This window comes from Azospirillum sp. CT11-132, from assembly GCF_047302835.1.
In the GTDB taxonomy this organism is placed as follows: Bacteria; Pseudomonadota; Alphaproteobacteria; order Azospirillales; family Azospirillaceae; genus Azospirillum.
Genome location: NZ_JBGLZA010000003.1, coordinates 880152 through 897855, shown reverse-complemented (window position 1 = coordinate 897855; position 17704 = coordinate 880152). Strand labels below are relative to the sequence as shown.

Annotated in this window: 14 protein-coding genes and 1 tRNA gene; 7 read left to right on the top strand and 8 right to left on the bottom strand. The window is 68.3% G+C overall.

What is annotated here, in order from left to right:
- Window positions 1-31: 31 nt before the first annotated feature.
- On the top strand, window positions 32-1210 hold the full coding sequence (locus ACCD06_RS09980) for an MFS transporter (RefSeq protein WP_413340389.1): 1179 nt from the start codon (window positions 32-34) through the stop codon (window positions 1208-1210).
- Here the strand turns inward: ACCD06_RS09980 and ACCD06_RS09975 are convergent.
- Window positions 1207-1971, bottom strand: coding sequence for a class I SAM-dependent methyltransferase (locus ACCD06_RS09975; protein WP_413340387.1), 765 nt, complete (start codon window positions 1969-1971; stop codon window positions 1207-1209). The genes ACCD06_RS09980 and ACCD06_RS09975 overlap by 4 nt on opposite strands.
- A gap of 98 nt (window positions 1972-2069) precedes the next feature.
- Between ACCD06_RS09975 and ACCD06_RS09970 the strand changes: the two genes are divergently transcribed.
- Together ACCD06_RS09970 and ACCD06_RS09965 are read left to right on the top strand one after the other, a co-directional pair.
- The gene (locus ACCD06_RS09970; RefSeq protein WP_109075659.1) at window positions 2070-2912 is read left to right on the top strand and encodes a helix-turn-helix transcriptional regulator; all 843 of its coding nucleotides are present in this window, start codon (window positions 2070-2072) and stop codon (window positions 2910-2912) included.
- Window positions 2913-3035: 123 nt separating this feature from the next.
- Window positions 3036-3431 (top strand): lysozyme inhibitor LprI family protein, encoded by a 396-nt coding sequence (locus tag ACCD06_RS09965; protein ID WP_109075660.1) that lies wholly within the window; start codon window positions 3036-3038, stop codon window positions 3429-3431.
- Window positions 3432-3648: 217 nt separating this feature from the next.
- Here ACCD06_RS09965 and ACCD06_RS09960 read toward each other — a convergent pair.
- The 5 genes from ACCD06_RS09960 to ACCD06_RS09940 all read right to left on the bottom strand — a co-directional run bounded on the left by ACCD06_RS09960 (window position 3649) and on the right by ACCD06_RS09940 (window position 10631).
- A tRNA-Gln gene (locus ACCD06_RS09960) sits at window positions 3649-3723 on the bottom strand.
- 120 nt (window positions 3724-3843) lie between these two features.
- The gene (locus ACCD06_RS09955) at window positions 3844-5949 is read right to left on the bottom strand and encodes a glutamine amidotransferase (RefSeq protein WP_413340384.1); all 2106 of its coding nucleotides are present in this window, start codon (window positions 5947-5949) and stop codon (window positions 3844-3846) included.
- Window positions 5950-8673, bottom strand: coding sequence for a DUF4159 domain-containing protein (locus ACCD06_RS09950; RefSeq protein WP_413340382.1), 2724 nt, complete (start codon window positions 8671-8673; stop codon window positions 5950-5952).
- A gap of 54 nt (window positions 8674-8727) precedes the next feature.
- Window positions 8728-9645 (bottom strand): DUF58 domain-containing protein, encoded by a 918-nt coding sequence (locus ACCD06_RS09945; protein WP_413340380.1) that lies wholly within the window; start codon window positions 9643-9645, stop codon window positions 8728-8730.
- 20 nt (window positions 9646-9665) lie between these two features.
- Window positions 9666-10631, bottom strand: a complete 966-nt coding sequence (locus ACCD06_RS09940; RefSeq protein WP_109075721.1) for an AAA family ATPase — start codon at window positions 10629-10631, stop codon at window positions 9666-9668.
- A gap of 324 nt (window positions 10632-10955) precedes the next feature.
- Here ACCD06_RS09940 and ACCD06_RS09935 point away from each other — a divergent pair, with 324 nt between their 5' ends.
- Genes ACCD06_RS09935 through ACCD06_RS09925 form a run of 3 tightly spaced genes read left to right on the top strand, consistent with a single transcriptional unit; the run spans window position 10956 to window position 13523 of the window.
- A complete protein-coding gene (locus ACCD06_RS09935) occupies window positions 10956-11534 on the top strand; it encodes a DUF1285 domain-containing protein (protein ID WP_109075722.1) in 579 nt (192 codons plus the stop codon).
- 32 nt (window positions 11535-11566) lie between these two features.
- Window positions 11567-12205, top strand: a complete 639-nt coding sequence (locus ACCD06_RS09930) for a CoA pyrophosphatase (RefSeq protein WP_109075664.1) — start codon at window positions 11567-11569, stop codon at window positions 12203-12205.
- 43 nt (window positions 12206-12248) lie between these two features.
- Window positions 12249-13523 (top strand): CCA tRNA nucleotidyltransferase, encoded by a 1275-nt coding sequence (locus ACCD06_RS09925; protein WP_413340378.1) that lies wholly within the window; start codon window positions 12249-12251, stop codon window positions 13521-13523.
- Here ACCD06_RS09925 and ACCD06_RS09920 read toward each other — a convergent pair.
- Window positions 13499-14704 (bottom strand): DUF2252 family protein, encoded by a 1206-nt coding sequence (locus ACCD06_RS09920; RefSeq protein ID WP_247882749.1) that lies wholly within the window; start codon window positions 14702-14704, stop codon window positions 13499-13501. The two genes, ACCD06_RS09925 and ACCD06_RS09920, sit on opposite strands and share 25 nt — an antisense overlap.
- Window positions 14705-15313: 609 nt before the next feature.
- Here ACCD06_RS09920 and ACCD06_RS09915 point away from each other — a divergent pair.
- Window positions 15314-16078, top strand: a complete 765-nt coding sequence (locus ACCD06_RS09915) for an SDR family oxidoreductase (protein ID WP_413340376.1) — start codon at window positions 15314-15316, stop codon at window positions 16076-16078.
- 50 nt (window positions 16079-16128) lie between these two features.
- Here ACCD06_RS09915 and ACCD06_RS09910 read toward each other — a convergent pair whose 3' ends face one another.
- Entirely contained in the window at window positions 16129-17697 is a 1569-nt protein-coding gene (locus tag ACCD06_RS09910) for a Ppx/GppA family phosphatase (protein WP_413340374.1), read from the bottom strand.
- Between the last annotated feature and the right edge of the window lie 7 nt (window positions 17698-17704).

The window sequence follows — 17704 nt, the reverse complement described above, 5'->3', positions numbered from 1 at the left end:
CACAGTCATTCCTGGAATGGAGAGTTTTGAAATGCCTCTCGCACTGCTGGCGCTGGCGATCAGCGCCTATGCGATCGGGACGACCGAGTTCGTTGTCGTCGGATTGCTTCCTACCGTGGCGAACGACCTGGATGTCAGCCTGCCACTGGCCGGTATGGTGGTCAGCGTCTATGCGCTGGGCGTCACCTTCGGGGCGCCGGTGCTGACCGCGCTGACCGGCCGGGTGCCGCGCAAGCCGCTGCTGCTCGGGCTGATGGGGGTGTTCATCGCCGGCAACCTGCTGGCCGGCGTCAGCCCCAATTACGAAACGCTGTTGGTCGCGCGGGTGCTGAGCGCCTTCGCCCATGGCGTCTTCTTCTCGGTCGGGTCGACCATCGCCGCCGATCTGGTGCCGGAGGACAAGCGTGCCTCCGCGATCGCCATGATGTTCTCCGGCCTGACCATCGCCATCGTCACCGGCGTTCCGCTCGGTACCTGGATCGGCCAGACCTTCGGCTGGCGCGCCACCTTCCTGGCGGTGTCGGGGCTGGGCGTCGTCGGCGGGGTGGGCGTCGCGGCGCTGGTTCCGTCACGGCTCAGCCAGCCGCCGGCCGCAGGTTTGGGTGTGCAGGTTGGCGTGCTGGCGAAGCCGCGCCTTCTGCTGGCCTTCGCAATCACCGCACTGGGCTATGGCGGCACCTTCGTCGCCTTCACCTTCCTGGCGCCGATTTTGGAGACGATCACCGGATTCTCCAGCGCCACCGTCAGCCTCGTGTTGGTGCTGTATGGTGCCGCCATCGCGGTCGGCAACCTCGTCGGCGGCAAGTTGGCCAACCGCAGGCCGGTGCGGGCGCTGGCCTGGCTATTCGCCCTGCAGGCACTGGTTCTAATCGTCTTCACCTTCACCGCGGATTCCAAGATCCCGGCGCTGGTCACGCTGGCGGGCATGGGGGCGTTGGCCTTTGCCAATGTTCCGGGGCTGCAACTCTATGTCGTCCAGCTGGCGCAGCGCCATGCGCCGGGGGCGGTCGACGTGGCGTCGGCGCTGAACATCGCCGCCTTCAACCTGGGCATCGCGGCGGGCGCCTTCTTCGGCGGGCAGGTGGTGTCCTCCCCGCTCGGTCTCGGCGCCACGCCTTGGGTCGGCGGACTGTTCGTGCTGGGTGGTCTGGTCCTGACGCTGGCGAGCGGTGCGCTCGACCGGCGGGAACAGGCCGTTCCGGCTTGCTAAACCGCATCGACCTCCAGCGTCAGCGTGTCGAGCAGGAAGCTGCCGTCGTCGGTGATGTCGAAATGGTTGTGGACTTCGGCCGCCGCGCTGCGCTGGAGCGAACGGATGGCCTGGGCATGGAGGTCGGGCGTGCGGGTGCGGGCGGTCCAGACCGGGAACTCCATGCGCAGGCGACGCGGGGTCAGCGACCGGACGGCGAAGCCCGCCCGAGCCAGGGCCGCCATCCATTCCGCCGCCGTATAGTTGCGGACGTGGGAGGGGTCGCGCAGCACCTCCACCACCTGCAGGTGGGTGTCCAGCACGGCGGCAGCCGGGGCGATGCAGTCGATGAAGATCGCGGTGCCGCCGGGCGCCAGCACCCGCCGCGCCTCGCGCAGGCCCGCCTCGAAATCACGCCAATGGTGGGCGGTGAAGCGGCAGAGCACCACGTCGAACCGGCCGTCATCGAAAGGCAGCCGCTCGGCTGCGGCCTGCCGGGTGGCGATGTTGGTCAGGCCGCGCTCCGCCGCGGTACGGGTCACCGCCTCCAGCATCTCCGGCGTCAGGTCGACGGCCGTTACCTCCGCCACATGCGGCGCGGCGCGGTAGCTGACATGGCCACCACCGCAGCCCAGATCCAGCACCCGCGCGTCGGATCGGCCGCGCAGAGCCTGTTCGATCTGCTCGAGGTCGGCACCGCCGGCATGGACGGCGCTGGAGACATAGGCGTCGGCGCGCGGGCCGTAATTCTCGGCGATGACGCCATGGTGGCTTTGGGTCATGGGGGCTTCCTTGTGACGGGGTGGCTGATGGGGCAAGCGTCGCGCCGATTTCAACCGGGTACAAGGCGGGTGGTTATCCTGGTATAAATACTGCCACCATGACCTCTGCGACCTCTGAAATCACTGCTCCCGCCGCCGATCCGTCCGCAGAACGCCGGCGCCTGCTCGGCGCCTTCCTGCGCCGCCATCGCGAGCGGCTGACTCCGGCGGAAGCCGGTTTGCAGGGTGGTTCCACCCGCCGCCGTACACCCGGCCTGCGGCGCGAGGAACTGGCGCAGCTCTGCGGCATCAGCCCGACCTGGTACAGCTGGCTGGAACAGGGGAGGGACGTATCGGTTTCGTCCGCCGCGCTGGCCCGGTTGGCCGAGGCGTTGCACCTGACCACGGCGGAACGGGCCTATCTGTTCGAAATGACGCGCAAGCGCGATCCGGATGCGCCGCCGGCCGGTCTAATGGATCGCCCGCCGCCGTCGCTGCTGGCGGCGCTGGAAGCGATGACCGCTCCGGCCTATCTTCTCGACCGGCTATGGACGGCGGTCGGCTGGAATCCTGCGGCGGAGCGTCTGTTCGGCGGCTGGCTGGGGCAGGGGGGTACAGAGCGCAATCTGCTGCGCTACGTCTTCCTCGATCCCACGGCGCGGAGCTTCATCCTGGATTGGGACAATCGCGCCCGTCGCCTGCTGGCGGAGTTCCGCGCAGAAACCGCCCGTCATCCCGAAGACCCGGCGGTGCAGGCGCTGGTCGCCGGGTTGCGGCGGGAGAGCACGCTTTTCTCAAGGATGTGGGAAGACCATGGCGTGCTGGAGCGGGAAGGGGGCCTGCGCCGCTTCGACCATCCGTTGGACGGGCCGTTGACATTGGAACAGCTGACCCTGCGCCCCGGCGGCCGATCCGCCTACACGCTGGTCATGCTGCTGGAGCCGGCGGAAAGCGCGGCTTAGCCCACTTGTTTGAGCGAGTTGTAGCGCTATCAGGATGAAGTCCCGCCTCGACTCCATCTGCGTGTCTTTGCATACTCCAGTTGCGCCGAGGTTTTTCGGATTATGCACCAACTGGAGAGATAAATGAATCGTGCCGTTTTGGTCGTCGTTACCTTGGGGCTGTATGCAACCGTCGCGTCTTCGGCACTCGCTGAGTCCAAAAATCTGACACCCTCCTATGCTACCTGTATGGAGAATAGTGGGGGCGCAACCTTTTCGATGATCGACTGCATGACGGTTGAATACGAACAGCAGGACAAGCGCCTGAACGCCGCCTACAAAGCTGCAACAAAACAGCTTGAAGGCAAGCGTGTGCAGGAGCTTAAGGAGGCACAGCGTGCCTGGATCAAATTTCGCGATTTGAACTGCGGCTTCCTGGCCGGGGGCGAAGGGCAGATGGCTCGTATCGAGAGCAACTCGTGCATGCTGCATATGACAGCGGAACGAGCGGACGAATTGAAAGGTTTCACACAGGAATAGAAAGCGGGTGCAAGAGCGCGGCTGTCTCATCCGCGCTTCCAACCACCACGCTACGAAGCCACGGGACGATCAGAACCGACAATGCGCGTGCAGTTTGGGTAACTTGGCAGAACGTTGAAATTTCGGAGCTTCGACACAGTCTTCAGGATTGGCAGGAAGCAAGCCAACTGGGCCGATGCCTGAAACGATTTTGCCGGTTTTTGGATTGAAAGAAAATTGGCTGGGGCGCCAGGATTCGAACCTGGGAATGGCGGTACCAAAAACCGCTGCCTTACCACTTGGCGACGCCCCAACCGGCGCGGCGATCGTTCGTATCGCCGGAAGGAGCGGCACCATAATCGGAAGCCCGGCTGAACGCAACAGGCTGTTTTCAGAAAATTTTCACTGCCAAATCAGACATCCGGAGGACCTCTCAACGCCCCTCCCGGCGCCATGCCATCAGCAGTCCGCCCAGCACCAGGGCCAGCACCGCGCCCACCGGCAGCAGCGGCACGTCGGTCACTCCGGTCACCGTATAGTCGCCGTTGGCGCGCAGGCCGATCCAGCCGGAGCCGGTCTGGCTGCGGTCGGGTTGCGTGCGGCGCACATCGATCCCGGGATTGGGGCCGCTGTCGGTGTCGGTCACCCAATGGATGCCGCCGCCGGTCGCCTCGGCCACCGGCTTCATGCGGTCGCCAGTGGAGCGGACGTCGGCCAACTCCGGCGTGTTCACCGCACCGACCACGGCCAGTGTCGTCCGTTCCCCATCGGAGATGCGGTAGATGCCGGGGGCAGCGGCGGTCACCGTGGCGATGGCGCGGCCGGTGCGGTCGTCGGTCAGTTGCAGCGTGCTGGTCTGGTCCGACGGGTCGGTGATGGTGACGGAGCGCGGATCGGGGGTGAGGGAGCGGCGTTCGACCGTGATGCGGTTGCCGTCGACATGGGCGCGCAGGTCGTTCTCCTCCAGCTCCGGTTCCTTCATCAGCCAGTGGGCGAGGCGGCGCAGAAGCTCCGCCTGCGGGCCTCCGCCTTCGAAGCCGCGGCTCCACAGCCAGATCTGGTCGGAGGCGAGCTGAGCCACCCGGCCCTTGCCGACGCGGTCGAGCACCAGGAGGGGACGGTTGTCGGCGCCCTGCATCACCACCGTGCCGTTGTTCGGCGTCACATCGACCTGATGGAACCAGCGGCCCCAGGTCGGCGGCGCATCCAGCCGGTCGCCGGGAAGCCCGGCGGTCACCGGATGGCGGCGGCCAACATCCGTGACGGTCGGCAGGAAGGGACGATCCACCGTCTGGCCACTGGGCGCCGCCGGCAGGATCGAGCCCAGCGGCGTGCGGTAGAGCGACAGCGGGCCGGCATAGCCCTGGCCGGAGGTCTCCAACAGGGCGCCGCCCTTGCGGACATAGTCGGCGATGTTTTCCAGATACATCTGCGGCAGCACGCCACGGCGGCGGTAGCGGTCGAAGATGATCAGGTCGAACTCGTCCAGCTTCACCTCGAACAGTTCGCGGATCGGGAAGGCGATCAGCGACAGCTCGCGGATCGGCGTGCCGTCCTGCTTTTCCGGCGGGCGCAGGATGGTGAAATGGACCAGATCGACCGCCGGGTCGGCCTTCAGCAGGTTGCGCCATGTGCGCTCCCCGGCATGGGGCTCGCCGGAGACCAGCAGAACGCGCAGCCGGTCGCGCACGCCGTTGACCACGACCGCCGCGCGGTTGTTGGCGAGCGTCAGTTCCTGCTTCGCCGGTTCGACCTCCAGCTCAAGCACATTTTGGCCGCCATGGGTGACGGGAAGGTCGACCCGCACGTCGCGGCCGACCGGCACGCGGATGGTCCCCGGCGTGCCGCCATCCTGGCGTAGCGTCACCGCGGCGTCGGCGGACTGGTGGCCGGGCATGTCGTCGACGCGGATGGTCAGTTCCACCGGCTTGCCGACGATGCCGTAGTTCGGCGCCTGCACGATGGCGATGCGGCGGTCGCCCTCGTCGCGGTCGCCGGTCAGCAGGGTGTGGATCGGGCCGATGTCGGCCAGCTTGCCCGGCACCTGCGGGACGTCGTGCACCTGACCGTCGGTGATGAAGACAGCGCCGGCCATGCGGCGGCGCGGCACGTCGGCCATGGCGCGATTCAGCGCGTCGAACAGGTGGGTCTCGTTGATCGAGCCGCCATTGTCCGCACCTTCCGTGCTGCGGACGACGCGCACCTCCAGATCGTCGAAGCGCTTCAGCCGCTCGGTCAGCTGTTCGGCTGCGCGTTCGGTGCGGGCGCGGCGATCGCCGATGGCCTGGCTCGGCGAATCGTCGATCACCACGACGGCGACGTCCTTGATCGGGTCGCGCTTCTCCTGGACCAGCGAGGGGTTGATGAGCGCGAGCGCCAGAACCGCCACCGCCAGCAGGCGCAGCCATGTGCCGCGCGCCCGGCGCAGCGCCGCGACCAGCACGACCAGAAAGGCAAAGCCGATCAGGGCGCCCAGCACCGGCCAGGGCAGCAGAGGCGCCAGCGCCACGGAAAGTCCGGAGAGCAGATCGACGGGCATTTACTGGCCGAGCCTTTCCAGGATGGCGGGCACATGGACCTGATCGGCCTTGTAGTTGCCGGTCAGCGCGTACATCACGAGGTTGACGCCGAAGCGATAGGCCATCTCGCGCTGGCGCTCGCCGCCGGGGATCACGGCGAACAGGGGCTGGCCGTTGCGGCCGACCGCCCAGGCCGACGCCCAGTCGTTGCCGCCGATGACGACGGAGGAAACGCCGTCATTGGCCATCCCCTCCCGCGCTTCGATCCACAGCTGGCCACCGGCATAGCGGCCCGGGAAGTCGGACAGCAGGTAGAAGGACTTGCGCAGCACATGGTCCTGCGGAACCGGGGCCAGCGGCGGAATGTCCAGCCCCTCCACCAGAGTCTGCAGCACGGCGGGGCCGCCGCCCGGCGACTGATCGCGGGTGTCGAACAGGATGGTGCCGCCGTTGCGCATGTACTCGTTCACCCGCTGGCGCGCCTGATCGGACAGCGGCTTCTGCCGGTCGGACACCGGCCAGTAGAGCAGGGGATAGAAGGCCAGTTCATCCTGTTCGGGATCGACGCTGACCGCGCCCGCGGCCTCCACCGCCGTGCGCAGGCCGAGCACGCTGACCAGCCCTTCCAGTCCGGCGCGGGCGGTGTCGTCGACGCTGCTGTCGCCGGTACGGACATAGGCGAGGTAGGTTTCCTCCGTCACCTTGACCGCCTTGTCCTGATCCAGCGCGCGGGCGGCCTGCGGTGCCGATGTCAGTGCCAGGGCGAGCAGCAGGCCGGCCGCGGCACCCCCGGCGCCACGACGCAGGCGCGGCGGGCGCAGCAGGCCGCGCAGGGCCAGCGCGATCAGCAGGTCGATGGAAAGCAGGGCCAGCGCCGCCGCCAGCAGCGACGGCTTCAGCGGAACCTCGCCGCGGGCGCCATAGCCGTCGCGCCCGACCCCGGCCGGCATCGGCGGCAGCGGGGATAGGGTGGTGACGTCGGCGGTCAGGTTCAGCGCGCGCCGCGCATCGTCGGTGCCATAGAATCCCGGCGGGTGGCGCGGCCCGATCACGTCGGCGGTGGCGTTGCCGGGGATCGGGAAGGCGGTCGGCGGCGGCGGAACCAGCCGGCCGGTGCCGTCCAGCACCTCCACCGGATCGAGCGAGGCGGTCGCCGCCGTTCCCGTCACGCCGCCGCTGAGCGCCACCAGACGGCGCAGCATGTCGACGAACAGGCCGGAGAGCGGCAGGTTGGACCAGTCCGGGCTGGCGGTGGTGTGGACCAGCACGACCCAGCCGTCGCCGCGCTTCTGCGAGGTGACCAGCGGCGTGCCGTCGGCCAGCCTCGCCCAGGTGCGGTCGGCCAGATCCAGCGCCGGTTCGGCAAGCACCTGCCGGTTTACCTGCACATCGGGCGGGATGGTCAGCCCCTCGAAGGGCGACTTGGGCGGGAAGGGCTGCAGCCGGGCCGGCTCCGACCAGGACAGGGCACCGCCCAAAGCGCGGTCGCCGATGCGCAACCGCTCCGGCACCAGCGTGTCGGCATGCTGGGCGAGACGCGGGCCGGCGAAGCGGATCAGCACGCCGCCCTTCTTCACCCAATCCTCGATGTCCTGCACTTCGGTACCGGTCAGGGCGCCGATGTCGGACAGGATCAGCACGGCCAGATCGCGTTTCAGCAGGTCCAGCGTCTCGCCGCGCCGCACCTCGTTGTAGGGCGACAGCGCACGTTCGAGGTAATAGAGGTCGGACAGCAGCGGCTGGCTTTCCCCCTCCGACCGGCCGGAAACGAGGCCGACGGGACGGCGGCGCCAGCGTTCGTCGAGCAGGACGGTGGCGCCGGCGGTGGTGTCGCCCTCCACCCGCAGGCTGGCGGCGTCGTTGCGCAGTTCGGTCGGCACATCCAGCCGCACCTCGCGCATTTTCTGGCCGGGTTCGAAAGCGACGGTCTGGCGGGTCAGCAGCCGGCCGTCGGTGGCGCCGAGACGGACGGTGACCGGTTCCGGCTTGGACGGGTCGGCGCGCACGATACGGGCGGTCAGGGCGGTGCCCTCGCTGGACGGCGGCAGAAGCAGGTGCGGTGGATGCTCGGCGGAATCGTCGAGAACGTCGGCGGACCCCAGCCGCTGCAATCCGGCGGCCAGCGCGGCGGCCTGGTTGTCGCCGACGCCGTCGCTGAGCCAAACCGCGTGGATGGAACCGCGTCCATTGGCCTGCGTCGCCACCGCCTTGAGGGCCTCCAGCGCTGCGGCGCGATCGGTCGGCCAGGGCAGGGGGACCATCGCCTGGGCCAGACGGCGCGCCTCCTGCGCCGGAACGATGGCGCTGGCATGGATCGGCTGGCCATCGGCCGGCGGGGCGGTGGGCAGCAGGATCACCGGGCGCTGCTGGCGGTCGGCCTGGGCTATCAGCTCGTCCATCGTGCGCTTGCGGGTTGGCCAGTCGCGTCCGGCGGCCCAGCCATTGTCCACCACCAGCAACAGCGGCCCGCCACCGGGCAGGGCTGCGCGCGGATTCAGCAGCGGCCCGGCCAGCGCCAGGATGATGAGCGCCGCCACGATCAGCCGCAACAGCAGCAGCCACCAGGGCGTGCGGGCCGGCGTCTCCTCCTGCGCGGTCAGGTCGCGCAGCAGGCGGATGGCGGGGAACCGGATGGTGCGCGGCGCCGGCGGCGTGACGCGCAGCAGCCACCACAGGACCGGCAGGGCTGCCAGTGCGGTCAAGACCCAGGGGGCGGCGAAGGCGATCGGTCCTAGACCCAGCATTGGCGCGTCTTCAAGAGGGGAAAGGGCAAGGGGGTGACGTGGTCGGCCGGCGCGTCACACCGCCTCCATCGCCATTGCACCCCAAAGGGTGAGCAGCGCTGATTGCGGCGAACGGTCGGTGCGATGGACGGCGAAGCTCCAGCCGGCGGTGCGGGCCAGCGCCGCCAACCCGTCCTGCTGGGCCTTCAGCCGCTCGCGGTAGGCTTCGCGGACGGCCTCCACCCGGGGGACCAGAAGGTTCGTTTCACCCTCCATGCCGTGGAAATCGACACGGCCGTCATAGGGCAGCGTTTCTTCCGCCGGATCGAGGATCTGGACCAGATGGCCGCGCAGGCCGCGGCCGGTCAGCCCGGCGACGGTGGCGTGGATCTCCGGCAGGGGAGACAGCAGGTCGCCGAACAGAACCGCCTGGGCATGGCGGGGCAGGGGCTCCACCTGCGGCAGCGGGTCGGGTGCCGCCGCGGCGCGCGGGTCGGTCATCAGCCGGGCGATGCGGTCGATGGCGGTCTTGCCATGGTCGGGGCGCACGCCGCTGTTCAGCAGCGCCACCCGCTCGCCGCCACGGGCCAGCAGGACAGCGGTGGCGAGCGTCAGCAAATCGGCCCGCTCGCGCTTGGTCGGCAGCCCGGGTGCGGAGCGGAAATCCATCGAGGCGGAGCGGTCGCGCCACAGCCAGACGCTCTGCGCCGCCTCCCATTCATTCTCGCGGACATAGACGGGCTGGGTCTTGGCCGACTGGCGCCAGTCGATCATCGACGGCGCGTCGCCCGGCTGGTAGCGGCGAAACTGCCAGAAGGTCTCGCCCAGACCGACACGGCGGCGGCCGTGGACGCCCTGGGCGACGGTGGCGGCCACCCGCTCCGCCGCGACCAGAAGCGGCGGCAGGGCGGACGCCAGCTCCTCCGCGCGATGGCGCGCCAACAGGGTGTTCGACAGCTGACCCGGTTGCGGGGAGGTTGGGCTTCGCGGCATTGCGGCTCCGCTGCGGAGGGTCACATCAGGGGGGCGCAGAGGCGGTCGATGACGTCGTCCAGCGTCACCCCGTCGGCCCGCGCGGCGAAATTCAGCGCCATGCGGTGCTTCAGGATCGGCTTTGCAAGCGCCACCACATCGTCCAGCGACGGCGACAGCCGGCCATCCAGCACCGCGCGGGCGCGGGCGGCGAGCATCAGCGCCTGACTGGCGCGCGGGCCGGGGCCCCAGGCGACATGCTGGCGCACCTCCAACAGCTCCGACATTTCCGGCCGGCCACGGCGGACGAGGTCGAGGATGCCGTCCACCACCCCTTCACCGACCGGCACGCGGCGGACGAGGCGCTGTGCAGTCAGAAGATCGGCGGCCGACAGCACCGTCACCGCGCGCTCGTCGGTCGAGCCGGTGGTGGCGATCATCATCCGCCGTTCGGCCTCGCGGTCCGGATAATCGACGTCGATCTGCATCAGGAAGCGGTCGAGCTGGGCTTCCGGCAGCGGATAGGTGCCTTCCTGCTCCAGCGGGTTCTGGGTGGCCAGGACATGGAATGGCTCGGGCAGGGGATGGTATTGGCCGGCCACCGACACCCGGTGCTCCTGCATCGCCTGGAGCAGGGCGGACTGGGTGCGCGGGCTGGCGCGGTTGATCTCGTCCGCCATCAGCAGCTGGCTGAACACCGGGCCGGGCAGGAAGCGGAAGGACCGGCGGCCGCTTTCCCCCTCCTCCAGCACTTCGGAGCCGAGGATGTCGGCGGGCATCAGGTCGGGTGTGCATTGGATTCGCTTTTCGGCGAGGCCCAGCACGGTGCCCAGCGTTTCCACAAGCCGCGTCTTGGCAAGGCCGGGAACGCCGATCAGCAGGACATGGCCGCCGGCCAGCAGCGTGACCAGGGTGCGGTCGATCACCTCGTGCTGGCCGAAGATCACGCGGCCGATGCGGTCGCGGACCGAGGCGAGCCGGTCGCCCAGCGCCTCGATCTCCTCCATCAGCCGTTGCGGGTCCTCCGGCACGGGAGGCTGCCCCCTCAGGATGTCCTGTGCGCTCAAGGTCTGCTGCTCCCCGATGATGGGCCGGTCGGTGTCGTCGTCGCGGCCACCCTTGGTAAGGTTGCCGTGACGTGAAACACGGGATCCGCATGGTTGGCCCTGTTCCTGCGCCTTGTCGACACCCATTTTCCGAATTCCGCCGCCGGATGGACCGCCGGACGGATGGCCGCAGGACCAACAGGGTGGACCTAGCGGTCGAGTGTGGCGAAAATGCGCATGTCCGGGGACAAAACGGCTCCCAACTCCATGAAGGTCGGTAACGCGATGGCGAATGACAAGCGCTCAGATGGACAAACCGTTTCGGGGACGCCGCCGGACCTGCCGTCTGACCTGCCGGCCGCGCTGGGCCGGACGCCGACTCTGGAGCAGTACGACATCCGCATTGCGCGCGACGGCACCTGGTTCCACAATGGCGATCCCATCCGCCGGATCGAACTGGCGAAGCTGTTCTCCACCGTTTTGAAGCGCGACGACGACGGCGATTACTGGCTGATCACGCCGGTCGAGCGCGGCAAGATCGTCGTGGAGGACGCTCCCTTCGTCGCGGTGGAGATGACGGTGGCCGGCAGCGGGGCCGAACAGGTCCTGTCCTTCCGCACCAACCTGGACCATTGGGTGGAGGCCGGCCCCGAACACCCGATCCGCGTCGCCGTGAACCCTGAAACCGGGGAGCCGGCACCCTACATCGAAATCAGAAGCCGGCTGGAGGCGCTTATCCTGCGGGCCGTGTTCTACGACATGGTGGAGCGCAGCGAGACGCGCCGCACCGAAACCGGCGAGTCCGAGGTGGGTCTATGGAGCAACAAGGTCTTCTTCGCGCTGGGCAAGCTGCCTGGCGACTGAGTCTGGACGAGGTCCGCCGACGCTTTCCGGCGATGAGCACCGATGCGGCTGTCGAAAATGCCGTTCATTCGAACCGGATGCCGCCCAGGACGGCGGCCAAGATCAGGGGCGACCACGACCTCAATCCGGAAATGGGTCCGCCATCCACCCTGCGCGAGGCGGCGGTTCTCGTCCCCCTGGTCGACAGGCCGGAGGAACTGACCGTCATCTTCACCCAGCGCACGACGACGCTGAGCGCCCATGCCGGCCAGATCAGCTTCCCCGGTGGCCGGATGGAGCCGGAGGACGGCAGCCCGGAGGAAACGGCGCTTCGCGAGACGGCGGAGGAGATCGGGCTGGAGCGCGGCCGGATCGAGATCGTCGGCCGGCTGGACACCTATGTCACGCGCACCGGGTTCCGGGTGACGCCGGTGGTGGGCGTGGTGACGCCGCCCTTCATGCTGACGCCCGACCCGACCGAGGTGGCGGAGGTGTTCGAGGTGCCGCTGTCCTTCATCCTCGACCCGTCCAACCCGCAGCGCCACAGCCGCGAATTTCTGGGCAAGCCGCGCTGGTTCTATGCCTTCCCCTATCCGCAGCGCTACATCTGGGGGGCGACCGCCGGCATGCTGGTGAACCTGCGCGACGTGCTGGGCGCCGCCGTGCGGGAGGCGGGGGAGGGACCAAACTGACAACGGTGGAACGGGAAACGGGAATCGGATAGCGTCCCGCGCCATGACCGTTGCCGCACGCCTGTCGCCCCAACCCTGGATGACCTCCCCCGAAAGCCTCGCGGTGTTCGATGCCCTGGCGTCGGGCGGCGCCGATGCGCGCTTCGTCGGCGGCTGTGTGCGCGATGCGTGGCTCGGCCGGCCGGTGAAGGACATCGACATCGCCACCCATGCTCCGCCGGAACGGGTGATGGAATTGCTGGAAGGCGCCGGGATTCGCGTCATCCCCACCGGCATCGCCCATGGCACCGTCACCGCGCTGTGCGGCGGCAAGCCCTATGAGATCACCACTCTGCGGCGCGATGTGGAGACCTTCGGCCGTCATGCCCGCGTCGAATTCACCGACGACTGGATCGAGGACGCCGCCCGCCGCGACCTGACCATGAATGCGCTGAGCTGCACGCCGGACGGCTCCATGTTCGATCCGTTCGGTGGTCTGGCCGACCTTGCCGCCGGCCGCGTCCGCTTCGTCGGCGAGGCGCGGCGGCGGATCGAGGAGGACGTGCTGCGCCTGCTGCGCTTCTTCCGCTTCCATGCCCATTACGGCCGGGGCGAGCCGGATGCGGAGGCGATGGCCGCCTGCCGCGAGCTGGCGCCGCGCCTGCCGACCCTGTCGGGCGAGCGGGTGCGGGGGGAGCTGTTCCGCCTGCTGACGGCCCCCTGCGCGGCTTCGGTCTGGCAGCTGATGATGGGGCAGGGGATCATGGTCCATCTGCTGCCGGAGGCGATGGACACCGACCGGCTGGAACGGCTGATCGCGGTGGAGCGCGACCTGGGGGTGACGCCCGATCCGACCCGCCGGCTGGCGGCGGTGCTGGACAGCGACCGGCCGGGCGCGCTGCGGGCCGCCGAGGCGCTGCGCCTGTCCAACCACGAGCGCGACCGTCTGCTGGCCATGGTCGAGCCGCCGGTCGCCTTGGCACCGGCCGCACTAACGCCCGCTGGCGACCGCAAGGCTCTGCGACAGGCGCTCTACCGCCTTGGCGACGCCGAGCTGTTCGGCGACCTGCTGCTGATCGCCGCAGCCATTCACGACGGCCCGCTGGACCTCACGGCATTGCGCCGGGCGACGGCGGTGGCGGCCGACCTGCCGGGTTTGAAGCTGCCCATCGCCGGCCGCGACCTGCTGGAATTGGGAGTCCCGCGCGGTCCGGCGGTCGGCGAGACGCTGAAGCGCGTCGAGGAACGGTGGATCGCCGAGGATTTCCAGCCGGGCCGCGACGCCTGCCTGGAGATGGCGACGGGGTTCCTCGATCAGCCGTCCGGGCGTTCGGCGTAGCGGCGGCAGTGCTCCAGATAGGCCGCCTCGTGGCCGACGATCAGATCGACGATGCTGGACCACAGCCAGGACGGCGCATCCAGGCTCTTGGTGCGGTTGCGCGCCAATTCGGCCTGCCATGACTTGCGTGTCGCCTCGTCCATCTGGCGGGCATGCGCCTTGCCGACCACGGCGGCCAGGAAGAAGGCGGCGCGGGTCGCTTCCTCGCGCGTCAGATGGTCGAAGTCGAGCTTGATGTCCTGCGGCAGCAGTTCGCGCAGGAATACCGCGCGGTCGAGCAGGCGGGCAGGGCGCATGCGGTCGCCGAGATAGGGTGAGAGATTCTGCGCGCCGGTCACCACACGCTCGGCATTGTCGCGCGGCATGCCATTTTTCGTAGCGCGGGGAGCGGCGGCCTGCACCGCCTCCTTGATGTCGATCAGGCTGAGACCGCCCTCGTCGTAATGACCCTCGCCGACGCCGAGCAGCACCGCAACCCGCAACCGGCCCAGCGAACTGCAGCCCTTTACCCAATAGGCGGCGTCCAGAAGCTCGATCGGGTCATCGTCGTCGCGGGAGTGCAGGGCGGTCACCAGACGGCGCACCTGATCCCTGGCGAACAGTTCCTCCACCGCCGCGCGCTCCTCGTCGGTCAGCGGCCAGAAGCGCTTGCCGAGCGGGATCGTCGGGCGGATGTCCTTGATCCGATCCTTGGCCAGATGCTTCCAGGTGCGGCCGATGGCCTGACGCATGCCGACGCGGACGACCGACGGCTTCTTCCGCAGGGTTTCGCCGCCGAGATCTCCGTCAAGGGTCATCATGTAGCCCTCGATCATCTGCTCCAGCATCAGCGCGGTGGTGACGCCGGGCAGATCCGACCCGCGCGCCGCGGTGGCGAGCGACAGGCCGAGGCGGATCAGGTCGTGGGCGGGGTTGCCGACCACCGTCTGGTCGACGTCGCGAATCTGGATGTCGATGCGGCCCTTGGCATTGGCGACCGGCCCGAGATTGCCGACATGGCAGTCGCCGCAGATCCAGACCGGCGGCCCGTCCGGCACCTTGCCGCCGGACTGCTCAAGCCATTCGTAAAACTTAACCGTGCTGCCGCGCACATAGGCGTGGGCGGATTGGGCCATCTTGAGGTTGCGGCGCTGGGATAGAACCGCCTGACGCTGGTCGGGCGGGGTGGGCTGGTTCTTCAACGACATCATCCATCCGGGTCAGAAGGTGCGACGCCGGAAATGGGTAGCGGGCGTCCGAATTGCCACGCCGTAGTCAGTCAAGCTAAAAATACAATATTCCGGCTGCGAAGAGCCATTTTTTCCAACTAAGATTTTTCCGCGAGAAATTGACCAATTGCCGCTCGTCTCTACTCCCGCAAGAAAGCGCCACTGGGTATAAACGGAGTGCGGACGCGGTGACGGGCTGGCCGCCACCGCTGCTCCGCTAGGAGACCGAGGATGTTAGATATCCTCAAGTTCCTGATCCTGCTGTTGCAGGTGATCAAGCTCGTGCTTGAGTACCTGAACCGCTGATCGGGCAGGTGCGTCGAGGATCCGACCCCTTGACGCACCTTTCCTTAAGATAAATGGATTCCGGTCATTCAACAACCATGCTCTGGCGTTATATCGCTATTGCAGCCTTCGGGAATACGGCCTGTGAGTGTGAGCAAAAAAACACATAAGGACGGTTATGGAAATTAAACCCATCATCAGCCGCTCCAGCCTTGCGAATTCGAAAGCAAGAACCGGATAGCCCGGACAGCACCAAATTCGCGACCCTCGGGCCGTTCATCGCAAGGGAGAATGGCAATGAAACAGCTCGACGGGAAAACTGCAATCGTCACGGGCGCCAGTTCCGGTATCGGACGCGAGGCGGCGCTGCTGTTTGCCGAACACGGCGCGAAGCTCGTGCTCGTGGCTCGGCGGCGCGGCGAACTGGAACGGCTGGCCGACGAGATCCAGGACAATGGCGGTGATGCCGTTGCCGTGGCCGGCAATGTCGCTGACGCCGACACCGCGCGCGAAGCTGTGGAGGTCGCCACGCGACAGTTCGGCGGCCTTGACGTCGCCTTCAACAATGCCGGAACGACCGGCGCGATGGTGCCGGTTCCGGAAATGACGGCGGAGATGTGGCATGAGGTGATCGCCACCAATCTGACCAGCGCCTTCCATGCCGCCAAACACCAGATTCCGGCTATGCTCGCCCGTGGTGGCGGATCGCTGATCTTCACCTCGACCTTCGTCGGCCACACGGTCGGCTTTCCCGGCATGGCCGCCTATGCGGCCAGCAAGGCCGGACTGATCGGGCTGATGCAGGTGATCGCCGCCGAGTACGGACCGCAGGGCATCCGTGCCAACGCGCTGCTGCCGGGCGGCACCGACACACCGATGGGACGCGCCGTGTCAAACACGCCGGAGGCTCTGGCTTTCGTCCAAGGTCTTCATGCGCTGAAGCGGCTCGCCACGCCGCGTGAAATCGCACAGTCGGCGCTCTATCTGGCGTCGGATGCGTCCAGCTTCACCACCGGAACCGCGCTGCTTGTCGACGGCGGCGTGTCGATCACCCGAACCTGACGGGGTAGGGCCGCCTGTCATTCGTCGACGGGCGGCCCACCTGCCCTGCCCTATTCCGCCGCCTGCGGCCGCAACGGTTGGACCACGTCGCCCTTGAGATTCATCGCCTTGGCAAGCGCATCGATGCGGCGCTGGACCGCTTCACCCGACGGGACACTGCCATCGTCGGGCAGGGTCAGCACCACCCGGCCGTCGCCGACCTTCAGACTGGTACGTTCCAGCAGCGCCGTAGCGCCGCCGGACAGCGTGTGGGCGAGACGGAGCGCCAGACCCAGCACCAGCGCCTTCATGCCCTGCCCTTCGGAAACCAATGTCCGCACCGGTGCGGTCAGCGGCACGTCAATGGTGCCGGAATAGCGGGCGTGGGCGGCGAGCGCCAGGAACGCCCGCTCGTCATGGTCCAGCGCCGGAAACGGATAGCGCAGCACGCGCAGGAAGGCATGCTCCGCCCGGTAATCGGGATGGTCGGCCCAGCCGACATCGCTCAGCAGGCAGGCGGCATGGCGCAGGCGGATGGCGTTGTCGTCCTCCCCGGCGAACAACCCGGCGGTCCAGGACATCAGCAGGGCCGGATCGCCCATCCGCACGAAGCGCTGCGCCCAATCGGCGGCCGACGCCATCAGCGGATCCTCGCGCTGCCCCTCCGGCGAGAGCAGCGAATAGAGGTGCCCCTCGCGCAGGCCATAGGCGGAGAAGACCAGCTTCGAGGGCTGGGCGATGCGCAGCAGCCGTTCAAGCACCAGCCCGGCCAGGGGCAGCGTGTCGAGCCGGCGACGCGATCCCGCCATCTTTTCCAGCGACGAGCGGCTCTGCCGGCCGATCAGCCCGGTGAACTCCCGCGCGTCGGCGGCGGGGATAGTGTAGTGGTGGATGATGTGCAGCGGATGGCCGGACTGCTCCATATGCAGCTTGGCGATGGCGCGCCAGCTTCCGCCGACCGGATAGAAGGGCCGCCCCTTCATCGCCGACAGCCAGGGCAGCGATTCCAGATGCTGGTCGATCAGCTTGGCCGGACCACCCTTGGACGAGCCGACCTCCATCAGCCGCAGCGGGCCGAGCGGCAAAGTCACCTGCCTGCCGATCACGCCACGGTCGAGCGGGACCAACTCCAGGCTGCCGCCGCCGAGGTCGCCGACGAGCCCGTCGGCGCCGGGGGTGCCGGACAGCACGCCCATGGCCGACAGTCGCGCCTCCTCCTCACCGCTGATGACGCGGACGGTCAGGCCGGCGCGGCGGCGGATGGCATCGACGAAGGCGGCGCCGTCGCGGGCGTCGCGCACGGCGGCGGTGGCGATCACGTCCAAACGGCCGACGCGCATGCCCTGGGCCAGCGTGGCGAAGCGTTCCAGCGCCACCAGCCCCTGGGCGACACCATCGGGGTTCAGCACGCCGGATTTCTCAACACCGCGGCCGAGGCCGCACAGCACCTTCTCGTTGAACAGGGCCAGCGGTGACCGGGTCAGCCCGTCATAGACGACCAGACGGATCGAGTTGGAACCGATGTCGATCACGCCGACGCGCTCGCCAGCATTTTCGGTAGCGGCAGCCAAGCCGAATCCGCCGGCGCCCGCCTGCCCGACGTCGCCCGGGATGGCGGCCGCGCGTTTGTCCTTGCTCATACTCTCG